This is a genomic window from Chitinibacter bivalviorum (genome assembly GCF_013403565.1).
Taxonomy (GTDB): Bacteria; Pseudomonadota; Gammaproteobacteria; order Burkholderiales; family Chitinibacteraceae; genus Chitinibacter; species Chitinibacter bivalviorum.
Genome location: NZ_CP058627.1, coordinates 1,684,427 through 1,700,905 on the forward strand (window position 1 = coordinate 1,684,427; position 16,479 = coordinate 1,700,905).

Genomic DNA, 16,479 nt, shown 5'->3' on the forward strand with positions numbered 1-16,479 from the left:
AAAGGCAGCAAAATACGGGATTTTGCAGGCTTTTACAGATCAAAATCAGGCAACCACGGGCTGTTTTGCAAAAGAAGGTCTGCTTCCAATAGCTCACGTGCCAGGCTGATGCTTGAATATCGCTTTCGATCTGAAGCATTGGAATCAACAACAATCTCGATGCCAAAAGAGCCCAGCCCGTAGCCAATGTTTAACAAGAAAAGCCACGTTTCCAAAGAGTCAGGCCTCTGCATGGGTGCAAGCAGTTTATTCGCCACGGCAGCGCCCCCACAAAAGTTAGAAAAATACGGTTTGATTTGCAAATCACACGCACTGATGCCACAACAAATGCTGCTTGTATTGTAGGCTAGGCATTCCATTATTTTTGCTTCAAAACCAGATCCAGCGCGTATTTACGTGCGCCCTGATTAAGAAAGATTATAAAAGATTAAGGCGTTTTTCTGAAAACACGGAAAGCTAGTATTGGCGAGGCTTGCAGGCAGGTTTTGATGCATAAAAATCTGTGTGCTACATCGGGTTTTTATGTGTGCTACATCGGTATTGCCTGTGTGCTACAACGGTAGCTCATGTGTGCTGCATCGGTATTTTCTGTGTGCTACATCGGCAAGATCTGTGTGCTACATCGGTATGAATTTAGCCATTTTTTTCCTAATTGCAGGCAAACCTTTGCCGTGCCGCAAAGTAAGCACTTAGATGGTAGAGCAGGCTGGTGACAAAAACTAAAGCGTGGCGATGTTCGCGTTGAACTTATGCTTTAGAAACTTGGCTTGGGATGTCGAGGGAGTACGCGTAACGTGAACGATATTTTGTTTGAATTCAGCATTAAAAATTTGCTGATGCTGCTCAGAGGCCTTAGCTATCAACGCAAACGCTTTTCGAAGATCGCGCTTAAAGCCGTAGAGATCAGCATTTTCACTGCCGCAAAGTGCATGCAATGTTTCAATCGAATAGGCAAATGGCTTAGCGTGGCTTGAATAAAATCCATGCAGCCAAAGGGCAAGCGGAAATCCCGCTAGCTGCTGCCTAACCTGCCAATCTAGCGCGGTCCATTGGTCTTTCTCAAATAAACCGCGCAGCTTCGGGTTTAGCCGAATCAGATATTGCCGTGTAGCCTGATCCCGATAAACAGAGTCGATCAAGCTGCCTTCATAGCTTAAATTGCCAATTTGAATATTTAGCGCGGTTGCATTTAGACGGCTTAGCCGGGCATTTAGAATTTTTCGGTTTTGCCCTGAGTCAAAGAGGCTAACCAGTCTCAATAATTGGTAGGCCGTTACCCTACATTCATCACCCAGCATTTGCATCCTAGAAGCATGCAAAACGGCCTCCCAAATGCTCAAATCAAATTGATCTAGGGTAGGCCCAGAATAAAGGATATTTAAACCTGCGGCGGCGTATATCGGCTTTCGCTCCAAATATTGAGCAGCGCCTTTTCGTCGAACACCAAATAGCGCAGAACGAAGCAAGCCATTGGGTACACCACGCGCCGTTTCAGGCCACAATGGAAGCTGCACAGACTCGTTGCAAGTCTGATCAACTACTGCAACTGCAGCCTTTTTAGGCTTTAGTAGCGCCCTTTGATGTGCCTCTTTAACTTTGGTTAGCACTGAATTTTCGTACAGAGAATCATCCATATACAGGGATGCTCGTTGCACAAATAAGAAACCGCTGATAAATCAAAGCTTAAACTCTCGCTCAAGCAATTGTTTATTCAGTAAGGCTATGTTCACAAAGCTATATTTTCCAATTTTAACGATCGGCCAATATCCCTTGTCAATTTGCGCGTTTAACACCCCCTCTGGCAGGCCAATCAGCTCAGAAAATCGCTGGCGCGTCATTAGTGGCGCTAAGCCAGCGACAGAGGTAGAAAGCTGTGCAAAATCACCATGATCATTCATAATCTCATCCATTAAGGAATACGCACTAAAGCGCCAATAGTACAGCTACACGCATCAATGCGTAGAATAAACGCACTAAATTTAAGTGTCAAGGCCAGCTATGAATAAAATTACAGATCGACTGCAAGCAGTCATTACTGAAAAAACAGAAGAGCGTCGTCGATGGAAATCGCTCGAAGAACTTAGCGGGATCACAGCAATGAGCTGGCAAAACTTTTGGCGTGGCAAACAACGGCCAACAGCTGAAATGCTCGAAGCAGTCTGTCAAGAATGGCCAGAATATGCGTTTTGGATCACAACGGGCATTACCGATCCTTTGCGTGGCCACATCGCACCACAGTCATTTGAACCGTGCTTTCCAGTTGTTAGAGGGAAGCCGCTTACATTCGCAAATCAGGAATGGAAGTACAAGCTTGCATTAATGCAAACAGAAACTGCAGCAGAAGGCAGCATGGCTGATAAGCGCCTTAAAAGAGAGCAGCTTGGAAGAGAATTGGCCAACGAAGCGAATGTTCCTGCCCTATTTTTATCTTATGAAGATTTAATCGACCTTTACGGCGAGAAAGGCAGCTATCAGTACGTCGAACTCGTATTTGATGAAGAGCTTAATAATATCGAAGAGATGCGGCGGCATGAAGAACTGGCGCTTTCAGAAAAACGGGCACGAACCGTACAGAATATTAAAATTTCTGCAGTCATAGACACACTCTACAAGCGTGGTGTCCATAAAATTCGAGGCTGGTTTTCGCGTGAAATTTAACTATGGCCATTAAAAAAGCTGATTCAGGCTGGCTCGTTGACATCCAACCCGGTGGGCGTGGATTCAAACGCTATCGCAAGAGCTTTGCCACCAAAGCTGAGGCATTGGCATGGGAAACATGGGTAAAAGGTCAGATTCAACAAGAACCAGACTGGCAACCCAAAAAGCGAGACACCCGCAAACTAACCGAATTGCTAGAACTGTGGTGGGTCAATCATGGCCAGCAGCTTCGTGCGGGTAAAAACACTCACTCTCGCCTATTGCTGCTGATTAACTCAATCGGCAACCCGGTAGCTGATCAATTTTCTGCTGATGATTTTGCAGCCTACCGCGCCAAGCGTCTGGCGGCAGGAATTTCGGCCAATGCCATCAACCGTGAACACGCCTACTTGCGGGCGATGTTTAATGAACTGAAGCGCCTCAATCACTGGAGCGGTGAAAATCCGCTATCGGAAATCCGTAGCTTCAAGATTGTCGAAAAAGAGCTGAGTTTTCTCACCAATGAGCAAATCAAGATTCTCTTTGCGGCACTAGAGGAAAGCAGCAACCCTGATGCACTGATCGTTAGCCAAATTTGCCTATCGACAGGCGCACGATGGAGCGAGGCAGAAGAGCTGCGCTCTACGCAGCTCAGGCAAGGTGCAATCGAATATGCCATGACAAAAAGCGGGCGCAATCGCACGATCCCGATTTCTACTGAATTAGAAGCGCAATTAAAAGCGATAGCCAAAGATGGACGGCATCGACTTTTTGCTAGTTGCTATTCAGCGTTTAGGGAAGCGGTAGATCGTTCAGGCTTGAAGCTACCAGACGGGCAACTTACGCACGTACTGCGCCACACCTTTGCCAGCCATTTCATGATGAATGGGGGCAATATTCTGACGCTGCAGCGTGTACTCGGCCATAGCGACTTGAAGATGACAATGCGCTACGCGCACTTGTCGCCAGAGCATTTGCAAGAGGTTAGAAATTTGAATCCGCTGGCGCGGTTGACACTTGGTTGACAGTAGGCAAGAAAAAAGGACTTAGCCGAAGCCAAGTCCTTGATTTTTGGTGGGCCCACACGGACTTGAACCGTGGACCAAAGGATTATGAGTCCTCTGCTCTAACCAACTGAGCTATGGGCCCGTAATCTGTGTCGAATCTGGCCTAAACCAGATTCGAGAGAGGCGCTATTTTACTGCTCACTGGCCGCATTTTCAATGAAAGATTTCAATCTTTCTGAACGCGTTGGGTGACGCAGCTTACGCAGAGCCTTGGCTTCAATCTGACGAATACGTTCGCGCGTTACGTCAAACTGTTTGCCCACTTCTTCCAAGGTATGATCGGTACTCATATCGATACCAAAACGCATACGCAGCACTTTGGCTTCGCGTGGCGTCAGTGTGTCGAGCACTTCCTTGGTGGCTTCACGCAGACCTGCATACACGGCGGCATCAGCTGGCGCCATATTGTTTTGGTCTTCGATAAAGTCGCCGAGGTGCGAGTCGTCGTCATCACCAATCGGTGTTTCCATCGAAATCGGTTCTTTGGCGATTTTCAAAATCTTGCGGATTTTGTCTTCCGGCATTTCCATGCGTTCAGCCAATTCTTCCGGCGTCGCTTCCAAACCAGTTTCTTGCAAGATTTGACGTTGGATACGGTTCATTTTATTGATCGTTTCGATCATATGCACCGGAATACGAATCGTGCGCGCTTGGTCGGCAATCGAGCGAGTAATCGCCTGACGGATCCACCATGTGGCATAAGTTGAGAACTTATAACCACGGCGATATTCAAATTTATCCACCGCTTTCATCAAGCCGATATTGCCTTCCTGAATCAAATCAAGGAATTGCAAACCACGATTGGTGTATTTTTTGGCAATCGAAATTACGAGACGCAAGTTGGCCTCGATCATTTCACGCTTCGCACGGCGCGCTTTGGCTTCACCGGTACTCATTTGACGTGAAATTTCTTTCAATTCTTTAATACTGATGCGCGAATCGTCTTGCAGCTCGTTCAACTTCTGCTGCTTTTCCATGATCGCGTGCTTGTAGCGGAACATCACGCCCGAATAAGCATGTTCGGCGGCGATTTCTTCCGGCACCCACGTCAAGTCGGTTTCACGACCAGGGAAATTCTTAATGAAGTAATCACGCGGCATACCCACACGGCGAGTACACAAGTCCATGATCTGGCGCTCTTGCGTACGAATGTCATCCACCATGCCACGCATCACGTCACACAGCGACTCCACCTGACGTGCAGAGAAGCGAATATTTTGGAACTCGGCGGCAATCGCTTGCTGATACTCAAGGTACTTCGCGCTTGAGCTACCTTCTTTATCCAGAGCAGCCAACATTTTGGCGTATAGATCACGGATATTTTCAAAGCATTCACGCGCTTGAGTTTTCAGCAACTCAAGATTGGCACTGGCTGCAGCTGCGCCGCCATCATCCTCTTCTTCCTCGTCGTCATCTGACTCTTCGAGGATCGCATCTGGATCAGGCAGATCAGGCTCTTGCTCTTCTTCCTCAACCGCATTCGGGTCGATGAAGCCATCGATCACGTCGTCGATGCGAATTTCGTCGTTTAAACCCTGATCAACCAGATCAATAATCTGGCCAATGGTCGTTGGGCACGCAGAAATGGCGGTGATCATGTGACGCAGGCCGTCTTCGATGCGCTTGGCGATTTCGATCTCGCCTTCGCGAGTCAATAACTCAACCGTACCCATTTCACGCATATACATGCGGACAGGGTCAGTCGTGCGACCGAACTCGGCATCAACGGATGACAGTGCGGCCTCAGCCTCTTCTGCCGCGTCTTCATCGGCTACCGCAGCGGGCGCGTCAGACATCAACAGATCTTCGGCATCCGGCGCTTCATCGTAGACCTGAATACCCATATTCGAGATCATGCTGATGATGCCTTCGATTTGCTCGGCATCCAACATGTCTTCTGGGAGGTGGTCGTTGATTTCAGCGTACGTGAGGTAGCCGCGCTCTTTACCGAGCACAATCAGCGTTTTGAACTTGGCCTTACGCGCCTCAGGATCCAGCTTTTCTGGCTCTGATTTGCCGCTCAATTCAGGGTTTTCTTTGTCGTATTTTTTATCTGCTGCCATGACTCTACTTGGTGTGTCTAGCAAAACCGAAAATTATACCAGAACTAGGGCACTCTTGTCCCGAAGCACTGATCCGTTTGGCAAAAAAATGCCGATATTCACTAAAAATTCACTTATTTACGCAATAACAAGGCCAAATATTCTTCACGCTCTTCATCGGTCAAACCACCGTTGGCATCGCGATATTCGAGCTGGCTCTTGCGATCCAGTGTAGAACTTCGATCCTGACTTTGCGCTGCTGTTTGCAAAGTATCTTGCAACTCGGCCTGCAATTCCTCGTCATCAAAACGATCAAACATCCCCTGCGACTCAGCCTGCACCTGCACCAAACGAGCATACAAAGGCTCATCGCGCCAATGCTCTAGCAAAGCCTGAGGCAAAATATCTGCCTGCGAGCGGACATATTGCAACACCGAGCGCACAGCACCAGCAAAGCCCTGTTGCGACCAATTCGTTTCCACTTCAGCGCAAGCCTGCAACAGGCTGGGCTTATACAAAATCAACTGCAACACCCGCAATAATGGATCTTGCCGTGGACGTGGCGGTAAGGGCACGCGCTGCGGTTCATCACTATTCCAGCGTTTTGACCGCCCACCTGAAAATGCACCGCTGCGCTTTGGCCGCCATTGCTTTTGCTGGAACTGCCGTTTTGGCGGCGAAAAATCTCCCGTTGCATAATCGCGCTCGACAGCGAAATCAGCGGAACTATCATTTGGGTATTGCTCAGCAGAGCTTGATTTATATTGCTTGGAATTAGATACCCCAGAAAGCAATAGACTCATCTCTTCCATCGTCAATTGGCACAACTCAGCCAATCGTTTGCTCAGCATTAACTTTAAAATAGGGGCGAGTGTTAATTGTTCAAGATAAGGCTGCGTCAAACGCAATAACTTAGCCCGCCCCTCTTCCATTGTTAAATCAACTTGTGCCGACAATTCTTTCAGCAAATACTGCGACAGAGGCAGTGCATCTTGCACGATCAATTGCTCAAATTGCGCTTTTCCAAATTCCTGTACATAAGAATCGGGATCATGCTCAGCCGGCAAAAACAGAAAGCGCAATTCTTTGCCATCTCGCACTTCGGGCATGCTGTTTTCCAGCGCCCGCCATGCGGCTCGTCGTCCCGCCTTATCGCCATCAAAGCCAAACACCACTTCGTCGGCCAACTTTAGTAGCTTTCGAATATGCTCGGGCGTACACGCCGTCCCCAACGAGGCAACCGCATATTCAACACCATGCTGATGCAGCATGACGACGTCCATATAACCTTCGGCCACGAGCACGCGCCCATGATCGCGAATCGCGGCACGCGCTTGCGGCAAACCATAGAGCTCGCGACCCTTTTCAAAGACCGGCGTTTCTGGCGAATTAAGGTATTTGGGCTCACCCTGCCCCATAACACGCCCACCAAAACCGATGATTTGGCTGCGCTGATTCATGATTGGAAACATCACGCGATCGCGAAAACGATCATAGCGCCGTTTTGTTTCTTCTTTATCAATCACCAAACCCGCCTCAGCGAGGGTTTTATTCCAGTCGTAATCGGCAAAAGCGGTTTTGAGTGGCTGCCAGTCGTCGCCACCCGGTGCAAAACCCAAACCAAAACGCGCCGCCGTCTTACCAGTCACGCCGCGCTTTTTGAAATATTCAATTGCCTGCGGCGCAGTCTTTAATTGGGCGCGATAAAAATCAAACGCCGTTTTGAGCACATCGTAGATGCCAGGGGCTTTTTTTTGCTCTTCGGTTTGCGGCTTATCCTCGACGGGCACCTGCATCCCGACTGATTCTGCCAACTGCCGCACGGCATCTGGAAAACTCAGCGCCTGATGCTCCATCACAAAGCTCAGCGCCGAGCCGTGCGCACCACACCCAAAGCAATGATAAAACTGCTTGGTCTGACTGACGGTAAACGAGGGGGATTTTTCTTTATGAAATGGGCAGCAGGCCATGTAATTTTGGCCCGCCTTTTTGAGCGGCAGATAGCGCTCAACCACGTCGACAATATCAACGCGATTGAGCAAATCCTGAATAAAATCTTCAGGGATACGCGCCATCAATAATCCTTAAGCCAGACGAGCTTTGATGAGCTTACTCACCTCAGCCATATCGGCACGACCCGCCAATTTTGGCTTCAGATCGCCCATAATTTTACCCATGCTAGCTGGCGTACTACCGTGAGTAGCAATGGCCTCATCCAAATACACGGCGATTTCGTCGCTCGTTAATTGTTGCGGCATGTAATCGGCCAACACCACCAATTCGGCCTTTTCTTTATCCGCCAAATCCAGCCGCTGCGCGGCTTCAAACTGGGAAATACTGTCTTTGCGCTGCTTGACCATTTTTTCAATAATGGCGGCGATATCGGCATCTGATAATTCGATACGCTCATCCACTTCGCGCTGCTTCATAGCGGCCAACAACAAACGAATCGTCCCCAAACGCTCAACTTGCTTCTCTTTCATTGCCGTTTTCATATCAGCAGTAATTTGCGCTTTCAAACTCATTTTTGGCTCCAATCTAAGCAATCATCGATAGTGCAACAGTATAAACACGAAGGCTATAAACAACAAAAGGCCGCACTTGGCGACCTTTTGCTTTATTGCAGGCTAACTCTTAGTAGAGTTTAGCTGGCAATTGCTGGCTACGCAGACGTTTGTGTTGGCGCTTAACAGCGGCAGCCAATTTACGTTTACGTTCAGCAGTTGGCTTCTCATAGAACTCGCGAGCACGAAGTTCGGTGAGCAGGCCAGTTTTTTCAACAGAACGCTTGAAGCGGCGCATTGCTACTTCGAACGGTTCGTTTTCTTTAACGCGAACTGAAGGCATTAATCGAGTCCTGTGTAAATAAATGCAATAGCCAAAAACGGCTAGAGAACTAGTAAAGGGTGGCATTATCCCCAATTTCTCCACACTTGTCAAAGCATGAAAAGCATCAAAGGCTTTATTGTTGCGCCTACGCCAGCTACCATACTGTTTTTGCTGTTTATCTAGGTTGGCAATATGCTGGTTTTGGGGATTGAATCATCTTGTGATGAGACAGGGGTCGCATTATACGACACCGAGAAGGGTTTACTCGCACATCAGTTGCATACCCAAATCGCCATGCACAGCGAATACGGTGGCGTAGTGCCTGAACTTGCTTCGCGCGATCATATTCGCCGGGTATTGCCATTGACCAGCGCCTGTCTCGCCGATACCAAGCTCGCTTTAAGTGATATTGACGCGATTGCATATACCGCCGGCCCAGGCCTAGCGGGTGCACTGCTTGTGGGCGCCTCGGTGGCCAACGCGATGGCGTTTGCGCTCAATAAGCCAACCATCGCCGTTCATCACCTCGAAGGGCATTTACTTTCACCTTGCCTTGCCGACCCAGCGCCCGAATTTCCGTTTGTCGCACTACTCGTGTCGGGTGGACACACGCAGCTCATGGCCGTGCACGGCATTGGGCATTATGAATTACTCGGCGAAACCGTCGATGACGCAGCCGGTGAAGCATTTGATAAATCTGCCAAATTACTCGGCCTGGGCTACCCGGGTGGGCCTGCGCTGTCAAAACTCGCGGATACCGGAGACGCCAGCCGCTTTACCCTGCCACGCCCGATGCTGCACTCTGGCACCTTGGATATGAGCTTTTCCGGTTTGAAAACCGCAGTACTGAATTTAGTAACGCAGCAAACTCAAGAAAAACCGCTCGACGACGCAACACGCGCCGACATTTGCGCGGCATTCCAAGCAGCCATCGTCGAAGTATTACTCAAGAAATCACTCGCGGCGCTCAAACAAACCGGCATGAAGCGCTTAGTCATTGCGGGGGGCGTGGGCGCCAATCGCCAACTGCGCGCAGCGCTGGATGATGCAGCCAAAAAACGCAAACTGGAAGTTTTCTACCCGCCACTCGCCCTCTGCACCGATAACGGCGCGATGATTGCCTACGCTGGCGCGCAGCGATTGAAATTTCAGCAAACGGCAGGCTCATTTGCCATTCAACCGCGCTGGGATTTAGCCAGCTTAGCCAGAACGGAATAAACTCCATTCGGGTATTGCCATGCAAAGCAATAATTAAAAGACTTTCAGAGCAATACCCCTCCGTTAATTGCGGGCATGCGTGAGTTGATAATCCTCCAAGCCATCGAGCTGCGATAACACTTGCGCCAATTGCCCCAAAGGCGAGCCAGCACGTTTATCGTGCGCCACACAGACAAAATGCCACTCTTGTCGCCCCTGCTGCAAATCAATCGTTACCGTGCCGCCCGCCAAATCATAGCCATGGGTATGCACAAAACCACGTAATACATGCTCAGAGGAAGGATGCCCCACACGAAACCGCAAACGAACGCCGATCGCTGGGCGTGAAGGCAAATAGCCCTCCAAACGAGCGCCCCACATCATCAGCCCCGCCGATAGCATCGATAAAATAATCGCCGCCAAATAAAAACCAACCCCCACCAAGACCCCGATGACCGACGCCACCCAAATCGACGCCGCAGTAGTCAGCCCGCTGATGTTCATCCCCTCTTTCATGATCACACCAGCGCACAGAAAACCGACCCCCGTGAGCACACCTTGAATAACCCGGGTTGGATCGCCACTCAATACCGAAGGTGATATTTGCTGATTGACCAATTGACCGCCGTACCAGTGATTGGGAAAACCAGCCACAATCACAGCGGCCGCCGAAGCCATACACACCAAAGCATAAGTCCTCATTCCCGCTGCGCGTCCGTGGTAACTGCGCTCATACCCCAGCAACAGGCCCAAAACCAAGGCCACCAGCAGGGTAAATATGATCTGCGCATTGGCGCGCATTTCGGCGTACGACCAGAAATCCAACACGTTTTTCGTAACAAAATCGACCATCGCACACCTCCCTGCCACCAAATCTGCCATATGGCTGACGTCTATCATCCTTTCATTAAAGCGCCAAACCGACAGCGCCACCGAAGTTATTTAACCCATTTCCAGACCTAAGTACGCGCCCCATAAAAAAACCCGCCACCGGCGGGTTTTAATCAATCATCCAGCTAATGAATCTTGCCTATGCGGCAGCCAAGACTTCAAACTCAGCAACAAGCCGATTCGGCCACGCCAGTTGCAAGCGATCCCCCGCCACAATCGGCCCCACACCTTCGGGCGTACCGCTATAAATCAAATCACCCGCTTGCAGCGTGAACTTGCTTGAGAGCCAAGCGATCAATTGCGCCACGGAAAACGCCATCTGCTGCGTTTGCGCCGATTGGCGGAGCTCTCCATTGATATGCAATGTAAATGCTTGGCAGGTCGGATCAATATCCGCAGCAGGAACAAAGTCACTCAGCACCGCCGCGCCGTCAAAGCCTTTCGCCAAGGTCCAAGGGTTACCCGCTTTTTTAGCGGCCGCTTGCACGTCACGTGCAGTCAAATCCAAGCCCAAACCATAAGCAACCACATGCTGGAGCGCAGCTGCCTGATCAATATTTTTACCCCCCTCACCAATCAACACCACAAGCTCCAACTCATGGTGCACATCGTTCGACCAAGCGGGCAATACAATCGGTGCGCCAGGCTGCAAAACCGCTGAATTAGGCTTAATAAAGATCATCGGCTCATCCGCAATGGTCGAACCCATTTCCTTGGCGTGAGCGACATAATTGCGTGCCACACAAAAAATATTATTAATCCGATACTGTTGCGAACCGACTTCGATGACCGCCATACACACTCACTTATCAAATAATGATTAAGACAACCACTGCGCGATCGAAAAGAGCAAAATCACCGCCAGCCACAAGATCGCCGCGCGCCAGACCAAGGCCACCGCGCTCACCAAATCTTCGGTACTTGCCTCGGAGCCCACGCCCAGCTCTGGGCGAAATTTCACCGTATGATCTTGATGCAAAGCTTCACCCAAACGGATTCCCAACGCACCTGCGGCTGAAGCCAGCAAAATACCGTAATCCTGATCCATCCATTGCGCCGCCTGCTCGCGCCAGCAATACACAGCGTCTTCAAAATTTCCCACGATCGCAAAACTCACCGCCGCCAAACGCACCGGCACAAAATCGAGCACATCCATGGCCGAATCAGCAAAGCGACCAAATACATCACCATGCCCACCCCATTTTTGCTGCAACAAACTCGCCGCCCGATAGAGCACTGCGCCTGCGGGCCCAGCAAAAGGCGCCAATACGACAAACCAGAAAATCGTACCGAACACATAACGATGCGAATCAATCACGCCTTGCTCGATCGTGAGACGCGCCACTTCATTGTCGCGCAACTCCGAAGTCGATTGCCCAGTCCACCCCCCCAAAAGCTCGCGCGCAGAGCTTAAATCATCGCGCTGCAAAGCCTTTGAAATCCCCGTGAATGCATAGCTAAATTGCCGAAATCCCATCAGCAAGTACAACACAGCCACATTCCATGCCAGCGCGGCAAAGACGCTCAAGCTCGTAAACGCCCAATACCCCCCCACCGCACCAACCAGCAATGGGACCACAGCTAGAATCCAGGCATATACCCCATTGCGATACTCACCTGCATTCAAGCTACGCGCCATATTATTGGCGATACGCACAAACATCAGATAAATCGGATTACGATTACTAATCGGACGCAACTGCTCTAAAGCCAGCGCCAAAATCAATGACAGAATACTCATAAGCCACCACTCATTAATTGCCACACGGCCCATCGTCGCCGTGCTGCGCAAATCTTGTTATAAATCGCACTCGACAAAAGCTGCCACGCGAATGCTTTCACGATACCATAGCGACACAAGGCAACCAAACAGAACAATGCCTCTTGAAAAATGCTGCTACAGCGCCATATCAGCCGTATCAGCAATGATGACCACCCAACCGGAGATAAAACCCATGGAACACAAATTACCAGAATTGCCATACGCTCAAGACGCACTGGCACCATACATGTCAGCCGAGACCTTGTCTTACCACTATGGCAAACATCACCAAACTTATATCACCAACCTGAACAACCTCATCAAAGGTACAGAAAACGAGAGCAAGTCGCTCGAAGACATCGTTAAAACTGCACCAGCTGGTGGCCTGTACAATAACGCAGCCCAAACTTGGAACCACACTTTCTTCTGGCTGGGCTTTGCTCCAAATGCTAGCGGCGAAGATCGTGCACCTGCTGGCGCCCTAGCTGATGCCATCGTTGCCAAGTGGGGTTCATTTGACGAATTCAAGAAAGCATTCAATGCCTCTGCGGCTGGCAACTTCGGCTCAGGCTGGACTTGGTTGGTTAAAAAAGCCGACGGCAGCGTTGATATTGTCAACACTGGCGCGGCGGGCACCCCACTCACGACCGGCGAAACTGCTTTGCTGACCTGTGACGTTTGGGAGCACGCTTACTATATCGACTACCGCAACAGCCGCCCGAACTACCTTGAAGGCTTCTGGAAATTGGTAAACTGGGCTGTCGTAGCAGAACGCTTTGCAGCCTAAATCACAAAAAAACGACCTTTTGTCGTAAATTTTTCACAAAAGATCAAAATAAAAAGGCAGCCACCAGGCTGCCTTTTTGTTTTTCTTTACCCATCAGAAAATACCACTTCAAAATCCGAACCACTCCCCGCAAAGTGGTATTTAATCAATAAAATAATCGGCCTTAGCAACACCTACAAAATGCAAGGCTATTTTGAGCAGCACAATTGGTCTGCACGCACCTTTACAACGCCAAACCAAACCTTACAAATACAAAAAGACTATATTCCACGCGGGTTTTGCGCTCATTAAAGCTATTGACAAGGCATTTGTAGTCTGCAAAATTATCACTACACAACAGCCAAATCCAAGACTTCACAAAAGCACAATTTGGATTAGCTGTTGAGATGACTGGTATCTAAAAAAACCGCCAGCATCGAAAATACAATCGGATAAGTACACTCGATCGTGCGCAAAACGACGACCCAGTCTTACCTCACTCCGTTTGTATGTCGCAGTGGCCAATTGGCCTTCTGTTTGCAAATTGCAAACAAACAACACGACAAATCTAATCCGTAGGATGAGAGGAAACCAAATGAACTTTCGCTTAAGCGCAGTAGCCACAGTTGTTGCAGTAGCATCCGTTAGTGCATTCGCAGCCGTTGCATGGACCGAAGGTAGCACCTACACCGCAGGCACCGTCGTTACTTATAAAAACAATGACTACAAAGCACTCGTAACTCACACCGCTTACGTAGGTGCTGGCTGGACGCCAGATACAACACCCACCTTGTGGACTTTGGTTGGCGCAGCAAGCGCAACCCCAGCTCCAACAGCGGCTCCAACAGCGGCTCCAACAGCAGCTCCAACAGCGGCTCCAACAGCAGCTCCAACAGCAGCTCCAACTGCGGCACCTACTGCTGCTCCAACTGCAACTCCAGCAGCAGGTAGCTGCACTGCACAAGCTTGGTCAGCGACGGCTTACTCTGCTGGCGCTGTAGTTAGCTACAACGGCCGCACATACAAAGCTCAGTGGTATGCAGCAGCTAGCGATATTCCAAAACAAGTAGCTAACTCTTGGGACTCTCCATGGTTAGATCAAGGCGCATGCTCAGGTAGTTCTGTGACCGCAGTACCAACAGTTGCTCCAACTACAGCACCAACAGTTGCTCCAACTACAGCACCAACAGCTGCTCCAACTACAGCACCAACAGCTGCTCCAACTGCAGCACCAACAGCTGCTCCAACTGCAGCACCAACTGCAGCACCAACTGCAGCACCAACTGCGACACCAGTTGCAAATACTGGCACTAAACAAGTTGGTACTTACTTTGCGGAATGGGGCATCTACGGTCGTAGCTTCTACGTGAAAAACATGCAAACTAGCGGTCAAGCAGCCAAATTGACCTTCATTAATTACTCGTTTGCTAACACATACAAACAAGCCGATGGCACTTACAAATGCGATGCTAGTATTACTCGCACCGAAACCGGCAATGGCGACGGTGGTGACGCTTGGGCTTCATACCAAAAAGGTTTCGATGCGGCATCTTCAGTTGATGGCGTAGCAGATGCTTGGGGTGCCGATGGCGTAGGCAGCTTGAAAGGTAACTTTGGTCAGCTGAAAAAACTCAAAGCACTCAACCCTAATCTGAAAGTTTTGATTTCGATTGGTGGCTGGTCTTGGTCTAAAAACTTCTCCGCTGCTGCCGCGACCGACGCAGGCCGTAAAGCACTGGTTTCTTCATGTATCGACCAATACATCAAAGGCAACCTGAAATACGATTCAGGCTCTAATGCTGGCGGTCCAGGCACACTGGCAGGCGTATTTGATGGTATCGACATCGACTGGGAATACCCAGGTGTACAAGGTATCGGCTACAACTCAGTTGACCCAGTTAACGACAAAGCAAACCATGTGGCTCTGTTCAAAGAGTTCCGCACTCAATTGGATGCTTTGACCGCTCAAACAGGTAAGAAATACTACTTCACAACTGCAATTGGTGTCGGCCAAGCTAAATACGATGCAACTAACCCTGCTGCTGCATATGCATATACAGACTGGGTAAACATCATGTCTTACGACTACCATGGCTCATGGGATGCGAAGACCGACTTCCAAGCTAACCTGTACAAAGATCCAAGCAGCCCGAATATCGCAGGCGGTGGCGATCCAGCAACGTACTACACCGATCACGCAATTAACAGCTTGATCAGCTTGGGCGTACCTGCAAGCAAATTGCAATTGGGCGTACCATTCTATGGCCGCGGTTGGACGGGCGTAGCAGCTGGTCCAAATGGTGATGGTCTGTATCAATCTGCTAGTGGCGCCGCAAAAGGCACTTACGAAAATGGCTTTGAAGACTACAAAGTTCTGAAAAATGCTGCAGGTACTCTACGTACTCACGCCATTACTGGTGACGCGTGGAAATACGACGGCAATAACTTCTGGACTTATGACACTCCAGCCGTAATTCAAAACAAAGCTGCATATGCAAAAGCTAAAGGCTTGGGCGGTGTATTCAGCTGGTCTGCTGACGGCGACTCAGGTTCTGAATTGGTAAACGCAATGGCGACCGTTAATCAATAAATAGCAAAATTGAAATAACCACCTTGAACGCCCCGACTTCGGTTGGGGCGTTTTTTATTTACTTTAAACCCGACTTAAATTACATACACAATAAGTATTTATATTTTCCAACAAGGAAGTGAGAAACCGCATAGATACTCAGTTTTCCTATGCACAAAGCTATAAAAAGCCTTGATTTTCTCGGTCTTTGGCAGTTACGATGTCAGGAATAGGATGGATGGTTTAAACATCTCGATATAACGACATCAACACGAGATCAAACATGAACAAGATGCATTCCAATCAGTTGCTACAAAAGGGTTTTACCCTGCTTGAGTTACTCGTAGTGCTTTTGATTATTGCCCTGCTCGCAGGTTACGTTGGCCCAAAATTATTTGGTGAAGTGGGCAAAGCGAAAACCAAAACAGCGGCAAGCCAAATGAAGTCGATTGCTGACGCATTAGACCACTACCGCCTTGATACAGGCCGCTACCCAAGCACAGAGCAAGGCTTGATTGCTTTGGTGAAAAAACCCAATGAAGAAAGCAAATGGAATGGCCCCTACCTGATGAAAGATGTGCCCAATGACCCTTGGGATAAGCCTTATGTGTATAAGGTGCCAGGTGACAATGGGCACGACTACGAACTCCTGACATTTGGCCTTGATGGCAAAGCTGGCGGCACAGGCGAAGATGCCGACGTTAGCTACTGGCAATAAG

Annotated in this window: 16 protein-coding genes and 1 tRNA gene; 6 read left to right on the plus strand and 11 right to left on the minus strand. The window is 49.4% G+C overall.

The window, feature by feature from the left end; genetic code table 11:
• Positions 1 to 32 precede the first annotated feature (32 nt).
• The 3 genes from HQ393_RS07910 to HQ393_RS07920 form a co-directional block, all read right to left on the minus strand.
• Positions 33 to 359, minus strand: a complete 327-nt coding sequence (locus HQ393_RS07910) for a hypothetical protein (RefSeq protein WP_179358258.1) — start codon at positions 357 to 359, stop codon at positions 33 to 35.
• A gap of 360 nt (positions 360 to 719) precedes the next feature.
• Positions 720 to 1,634, minus strand: a complete 915-nt coding sequence (trfA, locus tag HQ393_RS07915; protein ID WP_179358259.1) for a plasmid replication initiator TrfA — start codon at positions 1,632 to 1,634, stop codon at positions 720 to 722.
• A gap of 42 nt (positions 1,635 to 1,676) precedes the next feature.
• A complete protein-coding gene (locus tag HQ393_RS07920) occupies positions 1,677 to 1,898 on the minus strand; it encodes a hypothetical protein (protein WP_179358260.1) in 222 nt (73 codons plus the stop codon).
• Between the two features lie 100 nt (positions 1,899 to 1,998).
• On the opposite strand from HQ393_RS07920, the gene HQ393_RS07925 reads away from it, so the two are divergent.
• Both HQ393_RS07925 and HQ393_RS07930 read left to right on the plus strand, forming a co-directional pair.
• Positions 1,999 to 2,658: a hypothetical protein gene (locus HQ393_RS07925; protein WP_179358261.1), complete on the plus strand. Its 660-nt coding sequence runs from the start codon at positions 1,999 to 2,001 to the stop codon at positions 2,656 to 2,658.
• Between the two features lie 2 nt (positions 2,659 to 2,660).
• Positions 2,661 to 3,662 (plus strand): phage integrase, encoded by a 1,002-nt coding sequence (locus tag HQ393_RS07930; protein WP_179358262.1) that lies wholly within the window; start codon positions 2,661 to 2,663, stop codon positions 3,660 to 3,662.
• Positions 3,663 to 3,709: 47 nt separating this feature from the next.
• Here the strand turns inward: HQ393_RS07930 and HQ393_RS07935 are convergent.
• The 5 genes from HQ393_RS07935 to rpsU form a co-directional block, all read right to left on the minus strand.
• Positions 3,710 to 3,786 (minus strand) — tRNA-Ile (locus HQ393_RS07935).
• A 49-nt stretch (positions 3,787 to 3,835) separates the two neighbouring features.
• Positions 3,836 to 5,767 (minus strand): RNA polymerase sigma factor RpoD, encoded by a 1,932-nt coding sequence (rpoD, locus tag HQ393_RS07940; protein ID WP_179358263.1) that lies wholly within the window; start codon positions 5,765 to 5,767, stop codon positions 3,836 to 3,838.
• A gap of 113 nt (positions 5,768 to 5,880) precedes the next feature.
• Complete coding sequence (dnaG, locus tag HQ393_RS07945; protein WP_179358264.1) at positions 5,881 to 7,821, minus strand: DNA primase; 1,941 nt, start codon at positions 7,819 to 7,821, stop codon at positions 5,881 to 5,883.
• 9 nt (positions 7,822 to 7,830) lie between these two features.
• A complete protein-coding gene (locus HQ393_RS07950) occupies positions 7,831 to 8,271 on the minus strand; it encodes a GatB/YqeY domain-containing protein (RefSeq protein ID WP_179358265.1) in 441 nt (146 codons plus the stop codon).
• 109 nt (positions 8,272 to 8,380) lie between these two features.
• On the minus strand, positions 8,381 to 8,593 hold the full coding sequence (rpsU, locus tag HQ393_RS07955) for a 30S ribosomal protein S21 (protein ID WP_157670867.1): 213 nt from the start codon (positions 8,591 to 8,593) through the stop codon (positions 8,381 to 8,383).
• A gap of 174 nt (positions 8,594 to 8,767) precedes the next feature.
• Between rpsU and tsaD the strand changes: the two genes are divergently transcribed.
• The gene (gene tsaD / locus HQ393_RS07960) at positions 8,768 to 9,793 is read left to right on the plus strand and encodes a tRNA (adenosine(37)-N6)-threonylcarbamoyltransferase complex transferase subunit TsaD (RefSeq protein ID WP_179358266.1); all 1,026 of its coding nucleotides are present in this window, start codon (positions 8,768 to 8,770) and stop codon (positions 9,791 to 9,793) included.
• Between the two features lie 63 nt (positions 9,794 to 9,856).
• Here tsaD and HQ393_RS07965 read toward each other — a convergent pair whose 3' ends face one another.
• From HQ393_RS07965 to HQ393_RS07975, 3 genes are all read right to left on the minus strand, one after another.
• Positions 9,857 to 10,624, minus strand: coding sequence for an MgtC/SapB family protein (locus HQ393_RS07965; RefSeq protein WP_179358267.1), 768 nt, complete (start codon positions 10,622 to 10,624; stop codon positions 9,857 to 9,859).
• 178 nt (positions 10,625 to 10,802) lie between these two features.
• Positions 10,803 to 11,459, minus strand: coding sequence for a fumarylacetoacetate hydrolase family protein (locus HQ393_RS07970; protein ID WP_179358268.1), 657 nt, complete (start codon positions 11,457 to 11,459; stop codon positions 10,803 to 10,805).
• 24 nt (positions 11,460 to 11,483) lie between these two features.
• Positions 11,484 to 12,404, minus strand: a complete 921-nt coding sequence (locus HQ393_RS07975; protein ID WP_179358269.1) for a CobD/CbiB family protein — start codon at positions 12,402 to 12,404, stop codon at positions 11,484 to 11,486.
• 214 nt (positions 12,405 to 12,618) lie between these two features.
• On the opposite strand from HQ393_RS07975, the gene HQ393_RS07980 reads away from it, so the two are divergent.
• The 3 genes from HQ393_RS07980 to gspG all read left to right on the plus strand — a co-directional run bounded on the left by HQ393_RS07980 (position 12,619) and on the right by gspG (position 16,478).
• Positions 12,619 to 13,212 (plus strand): superoxide dismutase, encoded by a 594-nt coding sequence (locus HQ393_RS07980; RefSeq protein ID WP_179358270.1) that lies wholly within the window; start codon positions 12,619 to 12,621, stop codon positions 13,210 to 13,212.
• A gap of 574 nt (positions 13,213 to 13,786) precedes the next feature.
• A complete protein-coding gene (locus tag HQ393_RS07985; RefSeq protein WP_179358271.1) occupies positions 13,787 to 15,781 on the plus strand; it encodes a glycosyl hydrolase family 18 protein in 1,995 nt (664 codons plus the stop codon).
• A 262-nt stretch (positions 15,782 to 16,043) separates the two neighbouring features.
• Complete coding sequence (gene gspG, locus HQ393_RS07990) at positions 16,044 to 16,478, plus strand: type II secretion system major pseudopilin GspG (protein ID WP_246307982.1); 435 nt, start codon at positions 16,044 to 16,046, stop codon at positions 16,476 to 16,478.
• Position 16,479: the final 1 nt, after the last annotated feature.

Bases quoted from the DNA above. Each gene is read 5' to 3' on its own strand.
- HQ393_RS07910 (WP_179358258.1), bottom strand. From the start codon at position 359: ATGGAATGCCTAGCCTACAATACAAGCAGCATTTGTTGTGGCATCAGT.
- trfA (WP_179358259.1), bottom strand. From the start codon at position 1,634: ATGGATGATTCTCTGTACGAAAATTCAGTGCTAACCAAAGTTAAAGAG.
- HQ393_RS07920 (WP_179358260.1), bottom strand. From the start codon at position 1,898: ATGAATGATCATGGTGATTTTGCACAGCTTTCTACCTCTGTCGCTGGC.
- HQ393_RS07925 (WP_179358261.1), top strand. From the start codon at position 1,999: ATGAATAAAATTACAGATCGACTGCAAGCAGTCATTACTGAAAAAACA.
- HQ393_RS07930 (WP_179358262.1), top strand. From the start codon at position 2,661: ATGGCCATTAAAAAAGCTGATTCAGGCTGGCTCGTTGACATCCAACCC.
- rpoD (WP_179358263.1), bottom strand. From the start codon at position 5,767: ATGGCAGCAGATAAAAAATACGACAAAGAAAACCCTGAATTGAGCGGC.
- dnaG (WP_179358264.1), bottom strand. From the start codon at position 7,821: ATGGCGCGTATCCCTGAAGATTTTATTCAGGATTTGCTCAATCGCGTT.
- HQ393_RS07950 (WP_179358265.1), bottom strand. From the start codon at position 8,271: ATGAGTTTGAAAGCGCAAATTACTGCTGATATGAAAACGGCAATGAAA.
- rpsU (WP_157670867.1), bottom strand. From the start codon at position 8,593: ATGCCTTCAGTTCGCGTTAAAGAAAACGAACCGTTCGAAGTAGCAATG.
- tsaD (WP_179358266.1), top strand. From the start codon at position 8,768: ATGCTGGTTTTGGGGATTGAATCATCTTGTGATGAGACAGGGGTCGCA.
- HQ393_RS07965 (WP_179358267.1), bottom strand. From the start codon at position 10,624: ATGGTCGATTTTGTTACGAAAAACGTGTTGGATTTCTGGTCGTACGCC.
- HQ393_RS07970 (WP_179358268.1), bottom strand. From the start codon at position 11,459: ATGGCGGTCATCGAAGTCGGTTCGCAACAGTATCGGATTAATAATATT.
- HQ393_RS07975 (WP_179358269.1), bottom strand. From the start codon at position 12,404: ATGAGTATTCTGTCATTGATTTTGGCGCTGGCTTTAGAGCAGTTGCGT.
- HQ393_RS07980 (WP_179358270.1), top strand. From the start codon at position 12,619: ATGGAACACAAATTACCAGAATTGCCATACGCTCAAGACGCACTGGCA.
- HQ393_RS07985 (WP_179358271.1), top strand. From the start codon at position 13,787: ATGAACTTTCGCTTAAGCGCAGTAGCCACAGTTGTTGCAGTAGCATCC.
- gspG (WP_246307982.1), top strand. From the start codon at position 16,044: ATGAACAAGATGCATTCCAATCAGTTGCTACAAAAGGGTTTTACCCTG.